Below are 18,942 nucleotides of genomic sequence, written 5' to 3' on the forward strand. Positions count from 1 at the left end.
CATTTCCGCTGGAGGTCGCCGCGGGCGTGGGACGATGTGGCCGTGAGAAGTTGCGACCTCGGGAATCTGCGGCGGTCGTGAAGCTGAGATCCTTGTGAAGCTGAGTCGACGGACGATGCGGTGAATCGAATCCGATGATTCAAGCCACACCGACGCATCCATCAATTTGTCGCGGACGCCGCCGGGGCGCACCATTGTCAACAGTCGATCGCGTATATTGAACTTTCGCCGTGGGTGGGCGACCCGCGGCCGTGATTGTCATCAAGGATGTCCCGTTTGCGTGATGCGAATTATTCGCAGGTGGTAACATGAGCACAGGATTAAAAGTCGTCGAAAAGGTGTACGCCAGCTTCTCGGCACAAAACGATGATGCCGCACGTGAGTTGCTGGCCGACGACGTCCAGTGGATTCAGTGCAAGGGGTTCCCCGGTGGTGGGCATCATCGCGGGCGGGACGAAGTGATCGAAAAGGTCATGCACGCGTTGCACGGGGAATGGAATTCGTTTTCGGCCACGATGGACGAAGTCATCGACGCCGACCATCATGTGATCGTGTTAGGCACGTACCGTGGCGTGCACAGCTTGACGGGAAAGCCGATGGAAGCCGTGTTTGCTCACGTGTTCGACATCGAAGACGGCAAAGTGGCACGATTCCGCCAATACGCCGACACGTTTCCGATGCACGCGGCGATGGAATTGTTCGATTGACAACGCCATCGCTTGCCCGCCGCCTGTCGCGGCATGCGATGGGTTCGGCAACCTCGCCACATGAATGCACGACGATCTGGGAGCATGACGATTGAGTAGTGCGGTGGCCGCGACCGAGCCTTTGCTGACGCCCGACTTGTTGGGCCGGTTGGAGCGTTTGGAGTTGGTGTCGCGGCGAGTCTTTCGGGGCAGCATCAAAGGCGAGCGACGCAGTCGGCGGAAAGGCCAGAGTGTCGAATTCGCCGACTTTCGCAATTACGTCCCCGGCGACGATTTGCGTTTGATCGATTGGAACTTGTACGCGCGGCTGGACCAGCTGTTCTTGAAGCTGTTCCAAGAAGAGGAAGACCTGCACTTTTACGCTTTGGTCGATTGCAGCGGGTCGATGGAATTCGGCAAGCCGTCCAAATTGCGTGTCGCCAAACAGTTGGCCGCGGCACTGGGCTACATCGGACTGTGTCGTGCCGACCGCGTGTGTGTGTCCGCATTGGGCCCGCCGGGGCGATCGGCACCGGTGTTACGCGGCCGATCCAATTTGTGGCGAATGTTGCAGTATCTGGAATCGGTCGACGGCGGTCACAACGTCACGTTGCATGACGGCGTCAAGGACTTTTCGATTCGGCATTCCGGTTCGGGCATTTGCGTCTTGATCACGGACATGATGGACAAGACCGGTTACGAATCGGCCCTGCGGATGCTGGTCGGACGCCGGATGGACGTCTTTGTGATGCACGTTTTGTCGCCGGAGGAACTGGACCCACCGCTGCGTGGTGACCGCCGGCTGATCGATATCGAAGACGGTGATCAAACCGAGATCACCATCAATTCATTCGTCTTGGAAAGGTACCGGGAAACGGTTCGCTCCTTCATCGACGGTGTGAAATCGTTCTGCAGTCGCCGATCGATCGCCTACATTCCCGTCGCGACCGAGACACCGGTCGATGTCGTGGTGACGAATTATCTTCGCAAGCGTGGCGTGGTGCGGTAAGTGGCGTGGTGCGGTGACGCGTACGGAAGGTAAAAGGGCGAACAAATGACTTGGATCCCCGCGCTGCAGTCGCCTTGGCTTTGGGGCCTGTTGGCCGCCGTGCCGATCGGCATCGTGCTGCTGTATTTTCTGAAGCTGCGTCGTGAACCGGTGGAAGTCCCCAGCACTTATTTGTGGATGCGGACGATCGAAGACTTGCACGTCAACAGTCTGTTGCAGCGGCTGCGTCGCAGTTTGTTGTTGTTGGCTCAATTGCTGGTCGTCGCTTTAGCCGCGATCGCCCTGTTTCGTCCTGGGCTGCGTGGGCAATCCGAATCGTTGGATCGGATGGTGTTTCTGTTGGACAGTTCGGCCAGCATGCAGGCGACCGATTTGGAGGGCAACACACGATTCGAAGCGGCCAAGGAAATGATCGGCGGGCAGATCGACGCAATGACCGACCAGGATTCGGCAATGTTGATCACCTTCGACGATCGTGCGAAAGTCATGCAGTCCTTCACGTCCGACCGGCGGCGGTTGCGTGACGCGTTGCAGCGATCGGAAGTCAGCAACCGTTCGACCGATGTGTTGTCCGCGCTGCGTGCGGCTGATGGCTTGGCCAATCCGCGACGCAGCAGCGAAATGGGGGACGTCAACGATGTCCAGGTCGCCGACGCGATGCCGGCAACCTTGAAGTTGTACAGTGACGGCGGATTCAGTCCGGTGACGGAATTCGATCTGGGGAATCTGACGCCGGAATACCATGCGGTCGGGACCGGCGAAGTCGACAACCTGGCGATCATCGCGTTCAGTGCCCAGCGCAACGTCGAAGATCCGACTCAGGTGCAAGCGTTTGCGACAATTGCAAATGCCGGAACCGTGGATGTGTCGACCACGGTCTCGCTGATGATCGGGGACGACTTGGTCGACGCGCAGGCGGTGGACGTTGGTGCGTCGGAACAAACGGGAATTTCGTTCGCATTTGCCGCCGATGAAGCGACGACGATGCGGTTGCGGATCGACCGCAAGGACCAGTTGGACTTGGACAATGTCGCTTATGCGGGGCTGTCGCCGATCCGTTCGGTCCGGGTGTTGGTGGTCACGCCTGGCAATGAGCCGTTGGAATTGGCATTGGCGACCGAAAAGGCTGCCAAGATTTGTACGGCGGATGTCGTCAGTCCGGATTTCTTGGAATCCGAATCTTTTGAAAAACGCATGTTGTCGGGCGTGGACGACTTGGTGATCTTTGACCGCTGTCGTCCCGATGCGTTGCCGGCGACCAACACGTTTTTTATCGGCGCGTTGCCGCCGGGCGAATGGTCCTGGCGTGGTGATCCGCAACCCGTGGTCTTGGTCGATGTCGACCGATCGCATCCGCTGTTGCGGTTTGTGGATTTGTTTTCGCTGCTGATCTTTCAGGGGCGTTCCTTGGACGGCCCGGATGGTTCAGCGGTATTGGTCGAAGGGGATGCGGGACCCGTGCTGACGATCGCACCGCGTGATGGCTACCAGGATCTGGTGTTGGGATTCGAGGTGGTGTCGCAAGACGATGACGGCGCGACGGTGGCCAACACGAATTGGTATGCCGAACGATCGTGGCCGGTGTTTATCTTGAACGTGCTGCGTTATCTGGCCGGGGCGGCCGAAGCGGGGGGCGCACCGTCGCATCCGACCGGTCAAACGGTGCGATTGCGTCTGGAAAGCGCGGTCGATGAAGTCACTGTCGGACGCGAAGCGGAAGCGGCAAGAACGATTCAGCCGTCGGAGACTGGTTTCTTGGAAGTCGTCGATACGGACCAACCCGGCAACTATCTGGTCCGTGACGACGATCGCGTGTTGTCTTTGTTTTCGATCAACTTGTTCGATCGCACCGAAAGCAGGATTGCCGCCAAGCCCGAAATCGAATTGGGGTACCGTTCGGTCGAAGCGGCGGACAACACGGTCCAGCAGCGTCAGGAGTATTGGCGGATCGCGTTGTTGGTCATGCTGGGCTTGTTAGCGGTCGAATGGTGGTACTTTGGCAAGCGGATCGCTTGAACGAATACGGTTTGCGGATCCGACATGTGGAAGACCGGTATTTATCGAATCGATGACCTTCGTGGTGACGCGAAAACGCGACTTCGTGGCGAGCCAAAGAACATCTCGGTGACGCTGTATCCGGCGGTCTGCGAATCTCCGGGGTTGGAACCCTGGGCCGAGCGGATTCTGGATCGCTTTTCTGATCAGTGCGGGGCTTTCAAGCGAACGTATGCCGGCCGGTTCGATGAATTTGACCGGCGTGTGACCTCACGGCTGAAGCAATCGTGGGATGGGCGTCCATTGCGGGTGCACGATGTCGGCGTCAGCGATGCCCGGACGTCGGTCGATTGGTTTCAGACGTTGTCCAAGTCATTTCCCAATGTCCAATACATGGCCAGTGATTTTCAGCCCACCGTTTGGGTGCTGGCGGAAAGTCGTTGCACCGTGACCGTAACCGAAGCCGGCGATTTGCTGGAGATCGTTTTTCCCCCGTTTGTGTTCAATTGCATCAAGCGTGACAGTTACCGGCATTATCCCATCAATCATTTGGTGCGATCGTGGGTCCAGCGTTATGTGGCCGAACCGCTGGCCGAAAAGTATCGACGGCATCAGATCGCCGGTCGTGCTATCCAATTGTTTGCACCGGAGGCGGTGCGTTTGGATCATAGCGACGCGCGATTCCAGTTGTCACAACACGACATGACCGGACCGATGCCGCAGAACGTCGACTGTGTTCGCGCGATGAACGTGCTGAATCCGTCTTATTTCAGCGACGACCAATTCAACGTGATCTTGGCGAATTTCTATGACGGATTGTCGGCCGAGGGATTCTTGATCACCGGTTCCAATGGTGACGCGGGCACCCCCGTCGACGGCGGTGTGTACCGCAAAACCGATTCGGGATTCGCGCTGGTCGAATCCTTCGGTGGCGGTTCGCCGATTGCGGATCGGATCGACCGATTTCGATCGTCTTAGCCCAATTCATCGCCGCGTTGTTTGGCGGCGGCAACGGCGTCGGCCATTGCGGCCCGAACGGCGCGGCGTTCCAGCGTATTTAGTCCCGTGATCGTCGTTCCCGCCGGGCTGGCCACGGCGTCTTTTAGTTGTCCCGGGTGCTGGCCGGTTTCTTTCAACATCGTCGCCGCACCCAGGACCGTTTGCACGGCCAATTGCATCGCCAGATCACGCGGCAGACCCGCCAGCACGCCACCATCGGCCAAGCCTTCGACGATGGTGAAGACGTACGCGGGGCCGGATCCGCTAAGACCGGTGACGGCATTCATCTGTTTTTCATCAACGGCGATCGCGATGCCGACCGCTTCCAGCATCGTTTTGACGTGTCCTTGGTCTTCGTCGGTTGCCCCGGCCGCGGCGCAGAATGCGCTGGCGCCTTGGCCGACCAGGCAGGGGGTGTTGGGCATCACGCGGATCACACGATCGTGACCGAACCAGGTTTGCATGGAATCCAGGGTGATCCCCGCCGCCACGCTGACCAGCAATCGGCCGGCCCACTGCTTGGGGGCGGATTGGGCGACCCGTTGCATGACCGGCGGCTTAACGGCCAGCAGAACGATAGACGGCATGGTTTCCACCGCCTCGGCCGACGCGTGACACTTGGCCGTCGGATGCTGGTCGATCCACCACTGTCGACACTGGGCACTGGGATCCACGACGACCAAGTCGTCTGGGCGGATGGTTCCCGCTTGGATCAGTCCGCCGACGATGGCGCGACCCATTTGGCCGCCACCGATCAGGCACAGCGATGGAAGCGGTTGGCTGGCATTGGAATTTTCGGTCATGGCAATCGATGGTCCTTGCGGGGGTGGTGGCAAAGCCGGGTGGCCGACGTCCGGCGGGGCACCTACACTACTCGGTTTTTCCTTTCGGCCACCCTGTGGCGGCTGGACGTTGGATCGGCGGACCGCCGTGCGACCAGTTTGCCAGGACCGAGCCTGTGGAGATAGCCGGTTGGACCAAGCGATCGCAAAAGCGGACACCCTTTTGGAAGCGATGGGATGGATCCGTCAGTTCCGCGGGAAAACGACGGTCATCAAGCTGGGCGGCAGCCTGTTGGAAGATCGTACGGCGCTGCATCACATCTTGCTGGACGTGATCTTTATGGAAACCGTCGGCATGCGTCCGGTGGTGGTTCATGGCGGCGGCAAAGCGATCAACCAAGCGTTGGCCGATGCGGGAATCGAAGCCAAGTTCAGCCGAGGCCGGCGGATCACCGATGCCCCGACTTTGGAAATCGTCAAACGCGTGCTGGCCGGTGACGTCAACCGTTTGTTGACCGACGAAATCGAACGGCTGGGTGGTCGCGCGATGAACCTGTCTTTTGAGACGACGAACGTTCTATTCGGCGAAAAACTGGTCCCCGAGGACGGTGAGGATCTTGGTTTTGTCGGCCATGTCACTCGGGTCGACCGCCAAGTCATCGAAGGGCTGTCGTACACCGATCAGGTGCCGATCATCCCGTCGATGTGCCAGGGCGACGATGGTGCCCAGTACAACGTCAACGCGGACACCGCGGCGATGGCCGTCGCCCAGGCGTTGGGTGCGGAAAAGCTGGTGTTCCTGTCTGACGTCAACGGTGTCCGACGGGACAAAGACGATCCGGAAACCGTGATCCATTCGTTGAATGTTTCCGAAGCCAATCGGCTGATCAGCGAAGGCGTGATTGCCAGCGGCATGATTCCCAAAGTCGAAGCGTGCTTGGATACGCTGGGCCGTGGCGTCGGAAAGATCCACATCATCGACGGCAAACTTCGCCACAGCTTGTTGCTGGAAATTTACACGACCGACGGTGTGGGGACACAGATCGTGAAAGACCCAAACTCGGCGGGCCAGCCCACCGGTTCGGCATAGCTTTTTCTTGCGGCGTATCACGATGGAAGGAAGTCCGGCGATGTCCGATGGCCAACAATATGGCGGGTTGTGGCGATTGCGTGACGATCAGTCCGCGGTCATCGACGCGGTGTGCGGTCGTGTCAGTACGCTGGGCTTGGGCGATCCCGTCGTCTCCGATGCAATTAGTGGTGCGCATCAACAGTATTTGGGCGATGCCTGTTCTTTGAACGACGAAGCCGGGCAACCGGAATTGGCGGAAGAACTGTTTGATCGATTGGATCGGTTGGTGCGATCGCGACAATTCACTGGCAGCCGCGAGGGAACGGAACAATTTTTACAGTCGGCGACTTTGTGCCCGTGTCGTGACTTGGCCTTGGAGGCTGCGGTCTGGGACGCCCGGACCCATTCGGATGCTCGATTTCAAATCCTCAGTCTTGTCGGCAGTGAACACGGCGTGACCACGTTGGCACGAACCATCAGTGGGCGACCGGAATTGCACGAAGGTTTTGGACCATTGGTGCCCGGCGTGATGTATGTGCCGGCCGATGACGTGGATGCGTTGGCCCAACGGTTGGACGAAACGGTGGCCTGTGTGGTCGTCCAGCCGGCCGATGTGGATGCCGGCATGGCATCGCTTTCGGAATCTTGGTTGGAAACGGTCAGCGAACTTTGTGCCCGCCAGGATGTCCGTTTTGTGGTGGACGAAAGCCGTTTGGTCTTCGGCGGAACCGGTGGCCCGTTTAGCTTGGACGCGATTCAAGTCACACCGGCAACGGATTTTTTGTGGTCGGCGGGATTGTTCGGCGGTTTACCCGGCGGGCTTTGGCTGCGGTTGGGCGACCAGCCGGCAGATCCGTCACACTCCAAAGTCACGTTGAAGCCGGGAACGATTCTTGCGGCCAAGGTGGCGTCGGCCACGATTGCGGCTTGGGACGGGCGGCGCGACGAAGATGCCGATCCGCCGGGACGCACGATGGCCACCGCATTGGCCGAAAAAGTGGGCGGCTTCGAATTTGTACGCGATATTCAGTATCTGGGAACGAATTTGGCCATCCAGTCGGATATCCCCGGCGACGAAGTGGTCACTGCCGCGTTGCAACGCGGGTTGATTTTGGAATCGACCGGCGGTGGTTGGGTGCGGCTGCAATTGCCACCGACCGCGTCGGAAAGTGATTGGGATGAATTGTTGTCACGGATGGCTGCGGCAATGGAAGCGTTGGAAAGTGAAACCGTCGATCTTGGTTAAGACGGACAATCGATTGAATCGTCAATGATGTGAAAGCGAATCATGCGACACCTGCTGACCCTGTTTGATCTGAACTCGCACGAACTGAATCGCATTTTGAGTGCGGCGCGTGTGCTAAAAAAAATGCACTCACGAGGTCAACGACCTGCGGTACTTCAGCATCGCGTCTTGGCGTTGATTTTTGAAAAGCCCAGCTTGCGGACGCGCGTCAGTTTTGAATCCGGGATGGCGCAGCTTGGCGGCAGCAGTTTGTTTTTGGGTGACGATGTCGGATTTGGCAAACGCGAAGCCCCATCGGACTTCACCCGCGTGCTCGGCCAGTTCGTCGACGGCGTTGTGTGCCGTTCGTTTTCGCATGACACCGTCGCCACGCTTGCGAAATACGACAGCGTGCCGGTGATCAACGGCTTGACCGATTTGGCTCACCCGTGCCAAGCGATGGCCGATGTTTTGACGATCGAAGGCGAATTTCCCGATCGCCCCCTGACCGACAACCATTTGGTGTTTGTCGGTGATGGGAACAACGTCAGCCGGTCGCTGGCACTGATTTGTGCCATGTTGGGCATGAAATTCACGCTGGCTTGTCCCAAGGGATACGAGCTTGATCAGCCGTGGATGTCAAAGATCAGCGAACGCTATCCCGACGCGAAGCTTCACCAGACCACCGATCCGATTGCCGCGGTTTCCACCGCCGACGCGATTTACACCGACGTTTGGACCAGCATGGGCCAGGAGGCCGAATCGGCCCAACGCCGCAAGGATTTTGCGGACTATCAGGTCAACGCCGGCTTGATGAAGCACGCGCCAGAAACGGCAATCGTGCTGCACTGCCTGCCCGCCGTGCGAGGCGAAGAGATCACCGATGATGTGATCGATGGCCCGCAAAGCCGCGTGATCGAACAAGCGGGCAATCGGATGCATGCGCAAAAGGGTTTGCTGGCTTGGCTGTTGAACCCGCATTGGGTCGGCGAGAACGTTCCCGAATAGTTTCCCAGACGTGTGGTTCGCACGCTTTGCCGAAACGTGCATTCTTCTTTGATACGAATTTTTGCACCTGAGTTGTCCATGTCGACCGATTCTGTCACCCGTCCATCCGATCAGATCCGCGAAGTCAAAATCGAACGCGGCTACTTGAAGTCCTGTCCGGCCAGCGTGCTGTACAGCAGCGGTGATACGGTCGTGTTGTGTGCCGCGTCGGTCGAACCATCCGTGCCGCCTTGGTTGGAGGGCAAAGGCAAGGGATGGGTGACGGCGGAATACAACATGCTGCCGGGCAGCACCAGTCCGCGAAAACGTCGCGACCGTAGCAAGGTGGATGGCCGGACCACCGAGATTCAGCGGTTGATCGGCCGCAGTTTGCGTTCCATCATCGATTTGAATGCGTTGGGCGAGCAGATGATCACGGTCGATTGTGACGTGCTGCAGGCCGACGGCGGCACACGAACCGCTTCGATCACCGGCGGCTTCATCGCGTTGGCTGATGCGGTGGCATCCATCATCCCCGGTTCAACGATTGGGAACGGCCCGCTGTTGGACAGCGTCGCCGCGATCAGTGTGGGGGTGATCGGCGATGAACTGAAACTGGACTTGGATTACGAACTGGACAGCGCCGCCGATGTCGACATGAACGTCATCATGACCGGCAGCGGTCGGTTCGTGGAAATCCAAGGGACTGGTGAAGAAGCCACGTTTGATGACGAACAACTGGCGGGGCTGATTCGGCTGGCCAAAAAAGGCATCGGCGAATTGACGACGATGCAACGGACGGTGTTGGAACAGTAGGCGGCTGAGTCGCGGGCCGAGTTGGATCGCACGCCGATCCGAAATCACCAGGGGCGTCGCGGGTAGTGTCGGTTCCGACGATGCCCGGCGCGACGTGCGTGTTCTTGAAGGGCAGCACCGGCCGCAGATGCCATCGCGTTCAGCAAGACTTGGGTCATCGGGTGCGTGGCGACTTCGGTGATGCGATCCATCGTCGACGGGCCCCAGCTTTGCGTTCGCCGAATTTGGTCCCACACCGCTTCGACGTCGTAAGTGTCGTCGGCGCGTGCCAATGATCCCAAGACGTCCAGCGAATCGGCAAACAGGCATCGCCCACTGGCAAAACCTGCACTGCGAAAACGCTGAATCAGTCGTCCGATTGCTTCGAAGATCTGTTGGTGATTCGCAATCTGGTTTCGCCAACCGGCGACCGTCGCGTCCAGTTGGCCGATCTCCGATTCCAAGCCGTTCATTCGTGCGATGATTTGGTCGTCGGTCAGCGAAACCGTTTGGCGGGCGCGTTCTTGCAATGCCCGGGTGTCGCTGCGTTCGATCATTCCGCGAAAGGCGGCGATCGCTTTTTGGTAATAGTCACAGTGTCGATCCGCCAGAGCGTTCAATTCACGATGGATTTGTTCACTCTGTTGATCCAGCTTGTTTAGTTCATCGGTCGCTTGATTGCGATCGGCCGTGATTTGTTGACGTCGGACCTTCAGTGCATCGGCGCCCAGTTCGCGGGCCACGTCGTCGCGCATGCGTTCCAGTTCCGCCATCACGGTGTCCAGTGCCGCGCGATCCTCGGCAATGATTTGCCGCATTGATTCAGGCGTCGACTTTAGAAAGTCATAGTTCCGTTTCGCCTGTTGGTATCCGATCAGCTTGGCCAACCAACGATCGATGCGACGCGTCATGCCGCGTGGTTTGTATTTTCCGGTGCCGAAGTCGCGATCCTTCAGGTAAGTGAAAAGATCGCTTTCATCGTAAGCGGGCAGCTTGCGGGCGGCGTCTTGATCGGCCTCGTTCAGGTTGTCTTCGGCTCGTTCCAAAGCGGCTTCGGCACGAGCGGCCTGTTCGGACAGCTGTGCAAACTTTGGGTCGGCCGCCAAACGCGATTCGATGGTGGTGGCCAGTGATTCGATTTCTTCTTCGATCAAGTCATGTTGGGCATTCCATTCGGTCAGCGTTTGTTCGGCGTGCCCATGCTGCAATGCGATCTGGTCCAGTTGTTGTCGCAGATCATCGACCGCCTGTTCCTTACGGTGCAGGATCTCGTTGATCGTCGGGCGAATTTCCTGCCAGGTCGTGCGTACCGCGTCTGGGGTCAGTTCCGGCAGAAAGTACTCCGCCAGTTCGACCATCGTATGGTCGCGTTGCTGTTCCAGTTGTTCGCGTCGTTGGTCCGCGTTTTGGATTTGTTGCCGAGCTTGCTGCAGCCGATTTTGTTGTCCGGCCTGAGCGGTCAGCAGTTGTTGGTGGACTTGGGGGCCGGTCAAAGGCATGGCGGGTGAATCAATGAAGGCTTTGGCGGATGCAGAAAAGGTGGCGGCGTGGCCAGTGGACTGGGATCGGTCGGTCAACCGAACCAGTACCACAGGCCGCCAGCCGCGGCGGCGATCGTGGCCAAAGTCCAGGCGACTTGGTGTCGGCGGACCCAGAGGTGGGCCAAGAAACTGTTCATCCCTGGCGCGGGATCTTGATAGGTGTGCAGCCGATCCATGTATTGCTGGATTGCGGTATCCAATTCCGCTTCGGTCAAATTGTCGCCCGAAAGCCGCGCGGTTTTCATCAGTTTTTCGCGTAGCTTTTGACGGACCTCATCGCGGCGAAACATTTCCTCGGCGGTTTGCCGGCGGTCACGCAGTTCCCGGGCGACGTCCATGACCCGCAAGGTTTCTTCCAGCGTCAAATTTTCCGCCGGATGGGCCTGGGATTCGCGCCCCGATGGTGCCCTTTGTTGTGCCTGGGCAGGTCGGACGTCTGACATATTGGTTCACAATCCCTACAAACGGCGATGAAGCGATCGGCAAGACAGCGATGGTGGTGGGCTGGGGAAAACTCCGACGCCCCCGTCGGCGATCAATCGCAAGTACGGGGACTTGGACCTCTTGGCCGTCGTGCCCGCGACACCGGACCGCCGGTGATTCGAATCGGATCCCCAAGACCGGGTGTCGCATGCCCGAATGTTACGAAAACGGCGTTGGGCTGCCTAGCTTTCGCCGCCATCGTCCCGCCGCGTCCGCTTCTTGCTTCTGTCGCCCCGAAGCGCTAACTTGAAGCCATCCTGGCGGGACGGATTCGATCGGATCACGGATACTATTCACGCGGACGCAACTTTCGCATCTTCCTTCTTCACTTTGCAGTTAGCACGGAAAATACAGTCATGTCACAAGCCCAAGCTTCCGCACCGGCCAACCAAACGTCCGGCGTCGATGAAACGCGTTCAATGCGCGAGTATTTGGATCGTGCTTTGGACACGCTCAAGAAATTCGGCGGTGAAGACCGTGCATCGGCACCCCAGGAATTGATCAGCCTGTTGGAAAGTGTGCGGCATTTGGATGAAGCCAAGGTCTTGGCGATCGCCGATGTGATCAAGCACATGGGCAGTTTCAACGCGATGGTCCGCGAGAATGTGGAGTCGATCGAGGTCGGCAACCGCTACATGGAAATCACCCAGATGTTCGATTCGGTTCGCGAAGACAGCAAGCGTCTGATCGGCCAATTGGATGACGGCAAGATCAGCGGCACTGAAAAGATTTCCAATTGGTGGATGAAGCTGCGACGTGGCACCCCCAGTGACCGTTTTGAAAAGATTGCGGAGGTCTACACGGATGTCGCCAAGGACACGAAGGACGCGTTGGGCAAAGAAGAACAGATCATGGATGCCTACATCGACTTTCGCTTTGCTTTGAAAGAAGCGGAAGTGTTGGCACGCGAGATTTTGGACAAGCAGGTTCCGGTGCTCGAAGACGCCAAGAACGCGTTGGCTTCGACCCAAAAGGCTTTGGACGAATACAACGGCACCGAAGAAGCCGAGAAGAGCCAACTGGAACTGCGTCGCGATGAAGCGCGGCAGAAGTATGAAGACGAAGACGAAACGTACCAATTGCTGAAGGACATCGCTGAGAACCTGGAGATCGGTTACGACGTCGGCGAAACGTTGATCACCAAACTGAAGCAGACGCACGACGTCAAGGAACGTGTCTATCGTCGTGCGGTGACTTTCTTCACCACCAACGAACACGTCTTCACGATTCTTGGAACGGTTTACACCAGCCAGCACGGCTTGCATGAGGTGACTCAGGCCACCGAAGCGATGAAGGAAGGCGTCAACAAAGGTTTGGAAGACATCGCGGATCTCGGACGTGAACTGGAACGTGCGGCGTTGAAAGCTGGATACGGCAGCACGATTGACCCGAAGAGCGTCCAGAAGCTGGTCGATGCGATCAGCGGTTTCCAAGTCGAATCGCTGGAAATGATCGCGGAATTGCGAAAGGAAAGCGAAGAAAGCACTCGAGCCATTCGCGCAACGGTCGAAGAAGGCAAGAAGAAGTACATGGAAACGTTGGCCAAGCACGCACGCGGCGAAACCGGCAAATAGTCACGATCCGCTTCATCGAAGCTCGCTTATAGCGGCTTGCAAGGTCACCTTTCGTTCTGCGAAAGCAGCGCAAAGGAAACGCCAGCATCGACGTTGAGCTATTCCGCGACAAACTTGCCCCATTGCCGTGCCAGGAACCGGGGCAGCATCAGCAACATGCGTTCGCTATCCGGATCAACGATTCGTCGATAGACATCACGATTGGAATCGGACATGACGGCATCCAATTGTGAAACCAGTCGGCTTTGTTGAGCTTCGGTGAGTGGTGCGGTCCAGATCACGATCGGCAATCGGTCGTAACGTGCATCCGGGCCGACCCACCAGTACGACGGACTGACTTCGCGGATTCGCATGTTGAACGGCCCCAAGGTGGTTCGGACCATTTCGGTGAATCCGTCGCCCGCGTGCGGCAGCACCAATTGTTGCGGCGACATTTGTCGTCGGCCGGCGTCGGTCCAGTGAACCAGAACGGATGCGTCGTTACGTCGAGCCGTTCCCGCCAACCATTGGGCGATCGGCATGGCTGTCGGCGACTGGGGGCCGGTTTGTCCGTCGTCCAGGATGCGCCAAGCAAAGTCGGCGTTGGCCGTCGACTGGTCCGATGCCCAGCGTGCGAAGACCTCGTCAGGGACTTTGGGGTCGATCGAACGCATTCGCCGGAGCGCATCGGTCGCAAAGGCCGCAAGCTGTCGGTTACTGCGGCGTCGCACCCAGGCCATGCGGTCCTCCGGTGCAACCGGCGGTTCGCCTTCGTTTGCCTCAGGCTCCGGAATCGCATTCGGGTCTGCCAGGAATGCAGCCAAAACTTCATCGGCCGATGCCTGGCCCGAACCAAAATCGTCGGTTGATGTGATCGGCGCGACAGCGGCTTCGAACGCTTCGTCGCTGACCGTCAGCCGCAACAGCGCGTTGTCTTCTTGAGTCATTCCGTCGGCTTGAGATGCGATCGAGGCGAAATGTTCCGACGCCGCGACGGGGCGACTGATCGTTTTGATCGGGCGGCGAACATCGATACCGGCGACGTCAAACGACACCCAGTCGATTTCAATGGGGACGCCCGTCAGCTGGCTGATCAACATGACGTAGTCCGCCATGGGATACGTCGGTGGCCGAGCGAGCGCGAATTCGATCGACATCGAACGCGTTAAGTCGACCGCGCTGGGCGGGTTGGCCACCATCATCGGGTCCAAGTCGACTTCCGCCGGGCGGTCCAGCATCGCTTGGTTGCGATCGACGGGCGTTTGCAGGGCCGGCGGCGCATCGGGGGCCGGTGCCGAAAGGTCCATCAAAAACGGTTTGAAGGAATCCAGCCCGGTCAGGTCGGCCGGGCCGCCGGAGGATTCTGAATCCGCGTCATCGCCGCGTGGCACGACGACTGGACCGTCGGATTCGGCGTCTCCGGGCGACACTTCAGACGAAAGAGGGTTCTTCGGTATCAAGCTGCCCAAGCCAGGCGTATCCGGGGCGCGGGCCAGGTCGCCCGGGATCATCGAAGGACCGCCCGTGTCGTCGTCGGTCGGCGGTGAATCCTCAGCGGGCTCTGGTGCTTGATCGGTCGCTTCGGTTGGATCGGCATCACCGCCGTCCGACGCTTGTGCATCCGGCCGGGCGGGTCCGGGGTCATCTTGACTGGTAGCAGCTTGGTTGGGATCCGCCTGGTTGTCGGCGTCGTCGGATGCCAGAGGCTGGTTGTCGTCGCCGGCCTTCGAATCGTTCGCGGTGTCGTCCTGGGGTGTTTGCGGTGCCGTGGGATTCTGGACCGTTGTTTGTACGGATTCGTCTTTTTGCCAAGACCGCACGAAGATCACGAACAGTAATGCCGCGATGCACAAACCGGTCGCCGCCAGCACGCCGACCAAAACCATTTGTCGCCGCCGCGTCGTGTCCGGATTTTCCCAGCCGATTGGTACAGGCGGTGCTGGTGCTTCGCCATCGGCCGTGGCGTCCGTCGGGATGGAGTCATCGACTTCGAATCGGGGTGCGTCGGGATCGACGACTGGTGGCGGTCCGCTGCGGTCGCCGGTGACGATCGAACTGGCTTCGGTGATCGCGTCGCTGTCGACGCTGTGTCGGCCGACCGCGATGGCGGGCTGTTCGGCAAGTGGTGGCTGACCGGGTGACTCGGGGGAGTCCGGAGCATCGGCGGGCGATTCGATTTGCATCATCGAACCGCAATTGGGACACGCAACGATCATCCCGACCAAGTCTGGGCGGGTGACACGAAACTGCGTGTCGCAGGTCATGCAGCGTTGGGGAAAAGGTTGGAAATTCACAAGATCCATTTTGAGCGCCCCGCCAGTCCAGACCAAGCGATATGGAGGATCACGTGGGCGAAGTTTTCAAAAATGAGCCCGTCGCCGGCGGGTGAGCACGTTTATCGCGATCGGCCGACCCCTTAGACTTGGCAACCCATTGGTCTGGCCGCCACCGCCTAAAGTGGCGGCCCGCCCGTCCCGACGTACTTCCCCCACCGTTTAAGTTTTCGCAATCGTTTTCGCCTTTCGGATCGACAAGATTGGACATGATGGACCTGAACGTTCCCATTGACGTCGCGGCCGTGGGGGTTGCCCGTCACACCGGTGTTTTTGATGGCTTGGCACTGGCCGCATCGCTGACCGAAACCGCGGTCGAACCGGCGCCCAAATGGGTGATGTTGTTGTTCGCTGCCGTGATGATGGTCACTTATGTCGGGGTCGCGATCGAGCGATTCCACAAGACCGTCGCGGCGTTGTGCGGCGCCGCGGTGCTGATCGTGTTGTCGATCGCGTTGGGTTTGTTCGAATATCCCAAGGTCTACGAATTCATCAAAGAAGACCTGAACATTTTCGGGGTCATCATCGGTACGGGCATCCTGGTGGACGTCGTCGGCCGCAGCGGCTTGTTCCACTTCATCGGCATGTGGATCGTGCGCTTGACCGGTGGTGGTGCGTCAACGTTGTACTTCACCCTGTGTGCGGTCACGTTTTTATTCGTCGCGGTACTGACCATCGTGCCGGCGATGTTGATTCTCAGTTCGCTGGTTCTGGTGATCTGTCGGTCGCTGGACTACAAGCCGACGCCGTTGTTGTTAAGCGTCGCGATTTGTGCCAACAGCGGCGCGATCGCGACGTTCGCCAGCGGGTTGCCCAACATCATGATCGGGACGGCGGCGATGATCCCGTACATGCAGTTCATCCGTGTGTCGTTGCCCTACGCGGTGGTCAGCCTGATCGTTGCCGTTGTGATGATGCGGTTTTTCTTTCGCAATGATTTGCCATGGCACCAGACGCCTCAGCAACGCGAAGACTTGAAGGCACGCATTGAAACGTTTGACCCGTGGGCGTTGGTGGAAGACCGACGCGTGCTGCTTCGCAGTGCAATCATTCTGTTGGTGACCGTGATCGGTTTTGCGTTGGCCGGACAACTGGGCGTCGGCATGGACTTCATCGCCATGGTCGGTGCGACAGCTGCGTTGTTGTTTGCCGGTAAAGGGGTGGAAGACGCGATCGGCAAAGTCAATTGGACGGTGATCCTGTTCTTCATGGGCTTGTTCGTCATCATCGGATGCGTCAAGCAAACCGGCGCGTTGGCTTGGGTGGCCGAGCAGGTCGTCGCGGTATCGGGCAACCGACTGGCGTTGCTGGTTCCACTGTTGGGCGTGTTTTCGGCGGTGGCCAGTTCGATTGTGGACAACATTCCCGTGGCCGCCACCTTGATCCCGATCGTACGAGACATCTCCGGCGGATCGGTGCCCGCCGAACCGCTGTGGTGGACGCTGGTGATCTGCTGCAACCTGGGCGGCAATGGAACACCGATCGGGTCGATCAGTTGTGTGATCGCGATTTACGCGTTGAAAAGAGAGGTCGGCGTGCACGTCGGCTGGGGACAGTTTTTAAAGCTGGGTGGCAGCGTGATGTTGATCCAGGTGGCCGGCGCCATCGTGTACATCCTGTTGCTTGAAAGCCAGAATCTATTACCGGAGCTTGCCAGCCATGGCGTTTGATTCCAACCGTCAATCCTTGGACCGCGACGTCGATGAATCGATGCGGATGTTCGAACGGTCTCAGGTCGGCCCCGCCCCCGAGATCACACCGGTTCGACCCGCCCGGATTTTGCTGGCACTGGACGGTTCGCCACAAGATGCGACGTCGATCGCCGCGGCTCAGTACCTGCGTGAACAGGTCAACGTCGAAACACTGATCTTGGATCTGCGAGAGTTTTTGCGCAGCGACACGCCAGATTCGTCGGCCGATCCACCCATGCCGATCGAGGAAATGGTCAAGCAGATCAGCGGGGCTCGTCCGATTCAATCGACCGGTGACGAACCGTATGAACGAATTCTGCAAGCGACGAAAGATCATCAGCTGGACATGCTGATCGTGCCCAGTCCGTTCGGTCGTTCGTTCGACAAGATCGGTGTGGACAGCATCGGAACGGTGCTGGACGTCTTGCTGGCGCGGTGCAGCGTGCCGACGCTGGTCATCCGTCGCGACGATCAACGGCTGGACGAATGTGTCGGGCGGATCGCCTTGGTTGTCGGCAGCGAATGCGATATCGAAAGTCGTGCGGCGGCTTGGTGTTTCGGCTTGGCGGGACCGTCGGCGCAGGTCACATTGAACCTGGTGTTGGAAAAAGAACAGTTTGAAAATTTGCGATCGATCATTCAAGCGATGGATCCCGAAGGCACGCTAAGCGAACAACAGGTCAGCGATGCGTTGGCCAAGTCGCACCATGCACTGCACGGATCCATGTTGAAGACGGCGACGGCGCGAAAGCTGGCTTATCGCTTGGTGCCACAAGCGGGCGAAGTCGCACCGCCCAACCCGCTGAACGACACCGTCAAGCAATTGTTGGTCATGCCGCTGGAGGTCGATGATCGATTCGGACAAGGCTTTGCTCAAGATCGAATCCGGCGCAGCCCTCATCCAGTGCTTGTGGTCCCCAGTCACGTGGTCGACGACGACGAATGAATCATCCCACCCCCGCCGGAACACCGCCGGCGTCGTCACTGTTAAAGCTGGACCAGGTCACGGTGTGGCGTGAAAGCACGCGTATCTTGGACCGCATCGAATTAGATATTCCCGTCGGACGGCACACCGCGATTCTGGGCCCCAACGGAGCGGGCAAAACGTCGTTGTTGAAACTGTTGGTCCGCCAGTTTTATCCCTCGATCGATGACGACGGGACACAGGGAAGGGTCAGCATTTTGGGGCGATCGGATTGGCCCGTTGACCAGCTGCGGTGTCAGATGGGAATCGTGTCACAGTCGTTGGAGCATGAATTCCTATCTGGACGTAGCGGACGCATGTCGGTTCGTGACGTGATCCACAGCGGTTTCAACGCAACGATGTTGTCGGCGTTTGGACCAAACATGACACCGGCGATGAAAGAGGCCGCGGATCATGCGGCACACTCGGTGGGCGTGGACCACTTGGCCGACCGCCGCTTGGAAACACTGTCGACAGGGGAACGACGCCGGACCCTGATCGCACGCAGTCTGGTGCACCGACCCCCGGTGTTGGTTTTGGACGAACCGACCAGCGGATTGGATCTGGCCGCGCGGCACCAGTTCCTGCAGACGATGTTACAGATGCTGCAAATGCATGACTTGACGTTGGTGCTGGTCACTCACGCCTTGGAGGAGATTGCACCGCCGATCGGTCACGTCGTCTTGCTCGATTCCGGTCGTATCGCTTTTGATGGTTCCAAGGCCGATGCGCTTTCGTCGGACCGTCTGAGTCGGTTGTACGGCGTGCCGGCAACGGTGCACCAACATGCCGGCGGTTGGTATTCCGCATCGGTGGGCTAAGGGGCC

Annotated in this window: 16 protein-coding genes; 12 read left to right on the forward strand and 4 right to left on the reverse strand. The window is 58.8% G+C overall.

All coding sequences use genetic code 11. From position 1 onward, the window contains the following. The first annotated feature begins 308 nt into the window (after nt 1-308). The 4 genes from HFP54_RS18130 (at nt 309) to HFP54_RS18145 (ending at nt 4,668) form a co-directional block, all read left to right on the forward strand. Entirely contained in the window at nt 309-707 is a 399-nt protein-coding gene (locus tag HFP54_RS18130) for a nuclear transport factor 2 family protein (RefSeq protein ID WP_146414481.1), read from the forward strand. A gap of 91 nt (nt 708-798) precedes the next feature. After that, nucleotides 799-1,695, forward strand: a complete 897-nt coding sequence (locus tag HFP54_RS18135) for a DUF58 domain-containing protein (protein WP_235951996.1) — start codon at nt 799-801, stop codon at nt 1,693-1,695. Nucleotides 1,696-1,740: 45 nt separating this feature from the next. Beyond that, complete coding sequence (locus HFP54_RS18140) at nt 1,741-3,711, forward strand: vWA domain-containing protein (protein ID WP_168566232.1); 1,971 nt, start codon at nt 1,741-1,743, stop codon at nt 3,709-3,711. A gap of 24 nt (nt 3,712-3,735) precedes the next feature. Then, on the forward strand, nt 3,736-4,668 hold the full coding sequence (locus HFP54_RS18145; protein ID WP_168566233.1) for a hypothetical protein: 933 nt from the start codon (nt 3,736-3,738) through the stop codon (nt 4,666-4,668). Here the strand turns inward: HFP54_RS18145 and proC are convergent. After that, nucleotides 4,665-5,492, reverse strand: coding sequence for a pyrroline-5-carboxylate reductase (proC, locus tag HFP54_RS18150; RefSeq protein WP_168566234.1), 828 nt, complete (start codon nt 5,490-5,492; stop codon nt 4,665-4,667). The two genes, HFP54_RS18145 and proC, sit on opposite strands and share 4 nt — an antisense overlap. A 169-nt stretch (nt 5,493-5,661) precedes the next feature. Between proC and argB the strand changes: the two genes are divergently transcribed. The 4 genes from argB (at nt 5,662) to rph (ending at nt 9,571) form a co-directional block, all read left to right on the forward strand. Next, the gene (gene argB / locus HFP54_RS18155) at nt 5,662-6,561 is read left to right on the forward strand and encodes an acetylglutamate kinase (RefSeq protein ID WP_168566235.1); all 900 of its coding nucleotides are present in this window, start codon (nt 5,662-5,664) and stop codon (nt 6,559-6,561) included. Nucleotides 6,562-6,601: 40 nt separating this feature from the next. Then, nucleotides 6,602-7,789: an aminotransferase class III-fold pyridoxal phosphate-dependent enzyme gene (locus HFP54_RS18160; RefSeq protein ID WP_168566236.1), complete on the forward strand. Its 1,188-nt coding sequence runs from the start codon at nt 6,602-6,604 to the stop codon at nt 7,787-7,789. Nucleotides 7,790-7,831: 42 nt separating this feature from the next. After that, nucleotides 7,832-8,776, forward strand: coding sequence for an ornithine carbamoyltransferase (gene argF / locus HFP54_RS18165; protein ID WP_146414476.1), 945 nt, complete (start codon nt 7,832-7,834; stop codon nt 8,774-8,776). A gap of 72 nt (nt 8,777-8,848) precedes the next feature. Next, nucleotides 8,849-9,571 carry a ribonuclease PH gene (gene rph / locus HFP54_RS18170; RefSeq protein WP_168566237.1) on the forward strand — a complete coding sequence of 241 codons (723 nt, stop codon included), beginning with the start codon at nt 8,849-8,851 and terminating at the stop codon, nt 9,569-9,571. 44 nt (nt 9,572-9,615) lie between these two features. Here the strand turns inward: rph and HFP54_RS18175 are convergent, their stop codons facing one another. Together HFP54_RS18175 and HFP54_RS18180 are read right to left on the reverse strand one after the other, a co-directional pair. Next, nucleotides 9,616-11,049 (reverse strand): coiled-coil domain-containing protein, encoded by a 1,434-nt coding sequence (locus tag HFP54_RS18175; protein WP_168566238.1) that lies wholly within the window; start codon nt 11,047-11,049, stop codon nt 9,616-9,618. Between the two features lie 74 nt (nt 11,050-11,123). After that, complete coding sequence (locus tag HFP54_RS18180; protein WP_168566239.1) at nt 11,124-11,534, reverse strand: DUF6384 family protein; 411 nt, start codon at nt 11,532-11,534, stop codon at nt 11,124-11,126. A gap of 396 nt (nt 11,535-11,930) precedes the next feature. On the opposite strand from HFP54_RS18180, the gene HFP54_RS18185 reads away from it, so the two are divergent. Beyond that, nucleotides 11,931-13,148, forward strand: coding sequence for an RLV_5639 family protein (locus HFP54_RS18185; RefSeq protein ID WP_168566240.1), 1,218 nt, complete (start codon nt 11,931-11,933; stop codon nt 13,146-13,148). 98 nt (nt 13,149-13,246) lie between these two features. On the opposite strand, the gene HFP54_RS18190 is transcribed toward HFP54_RS18185, so the two are convergent. Next, nucleotides 13,247-15,391 carry a hypothetical protein gene (locus HFP54_RS18190; RefSeq protein WP_168566241.1) on the reverse strand — a complete coding sequence of 715 codons (2,145 nt, stop codon included), beginning with the start codon at nt 15,389-15,391 and terminating at the stop codon, nt 13,247-13,249. Between the two features lie 278 nt (nt 15,392-15,669). On the opposite strand from HFP54_RS18190, the gene HFP54_RS18195 reads away from it, so the two are divergent. The 3 genes from HFP54_RS18195 to HFP54_RS18205 are packed head-to-tail and all read left to right on the forward strand — an operon-like array spanning nt 15,670 to nt 18,936. Beyond that, the gene (locus HFP54_RS18195) at nt 15,670-17,130 is read left to right on the forward strand and encodes an ArsB/NhaD family transporter (RefSeq protein WP_235951997.1); all 1,461 of its coding nucleotides are present in this window, start codon (nt 15,670-15,672) and stop codon (nt 17,128-17,130) included. Beyond that, a complete protein-coding gene (locus HFP54_RS18200; protein WP_168566242.1) occupies nt 17,120-18,097 on the forward strand; it encodes an adenine nucleotide alpha hydrolase family protein in 978 nt (325 codons plus the stop codon). Before HFP54_RS18195 ends, HFP54_RS18200 begins: the two co-directional genes overlap by 11 nt. Further along, a complete protein-coding gene (locus HFP54_RS18205; RefSeq protein ID WP_168566243.1) occupies nt 18,094-18,936 on the forward strand; it encodes an ABC transporter ATP-binding protein in 843 nt (280 codons plus the stop codon). The genes HFP54_RS18200 and HFP54_RS18205 overlap by 4 nt, the downstream gene beginning before the upstream one ends. The last annotated feature ends 6 nt before the right edge of the window (nt 18,937-18,942 follow it).

It is taken from the genome of Crateriforma spongiae (assembly GCF_012290005.1).
Lineage (GTDB): Bacteria > Planctomycetota > Planctomycetia > Pirellulales > Pirellulaceae > Crateriforma > Crateriforma spongiae.

Excerpts from the sequence above, each read along its gene's own strand:
- HFP54_RS18145 (WP_168566233.1), top strand. The coding sequence starts at position 3,736 with ATGTGGAAGACCGGTATTTATCGAATCGATGACCTTCGTGGTGACGCG.
- argF (WP_146414476.1), top strand. The coding sequence starts at position 7,832 with ATGCGACACCTGCTGACCCTGTTTGATCTGAACTCGCACGAACTGAAT.
- HFP54_RS18200 (WP_168566242.1), top strand. The coding sequence starts at position 17,120 with ATGGCGTTTGATTCCAACCGTCAATCCTTGGACCGCGACGTCGATGAA.
- proC (WP_168566234.1), bottom strand. The coding sequence starts at position 5,492 with ATGACCGAAAATTCCAATGCCAGCCAACCGCTTCCATCGCTGTGCCTG.
- HFP54_RS18140 (WP_168566232.1), top strand. The coding sequence starts at position 1,741 with ATGACTTGGATCCCCGCGCTGCAGTCGCCTTGGCTTTGGGGCCTGTTG.
- HFP54_RS18130 (WP_146414481.1), top strand. The coding sequence starts at position 309 with ATGAGCACAGGATTAAAAGTCGTCGAAAAGGTGTACGCCAGCTTCTCG.
- HFP54_RS18160 (WP_168566236.1), top strand. The coding sequence starts at position 6,602 with ATGTCCGATGGCCAACAATATGGCGGGTTGTGGCGATTGCGTGACGAT.
- HFP54_RS18180 (WP_168566239.1), bottom strand. The coding sequence starts at position 11,534 with ATGTCAGACGTCCGACCTGCCCAGGCACAACAAAGGGCACCATCGGGG.
- HFP54_RS18175 (WP_168566238.1), bottom strand. The coding sequence starts at position 11,049 with ATGCCTTTGACCGGCCCCCAAGTCCACCAACAACTGCTGACCGCTCAG.
- HFP54_RS18195 (WP_235951997.1), top strand. The coding sequence starts at position 15,670 with ATGATGGACCTGAACGTTCCCATTGACGTCGCGGCCGTGGGGGTTGCC.
- HFP54_RS18185 (WP_168566240.1), top strand. The coding sequence starts at position 11,931 with ATGTCACAAGCCCAAGCTTCCGCACCGGCCAACCAAACGTCCGGCGTC.
- HFP54_RS18205 (WP_168566243.1), top strand. The coding sequence starts at position 18,094 with ATGAATCATCCCACCCCCGCCGGAACACCGCCGGCGTCGTCACTGTTA.
- HFP54_RS18190 (WP_168566241.1), bottom strand. The coding sequence starts at position 15,391 with ATGACCTGCGACACGCAGTTTCGTGTCACCCGCCCAGACTTGGTCGGG.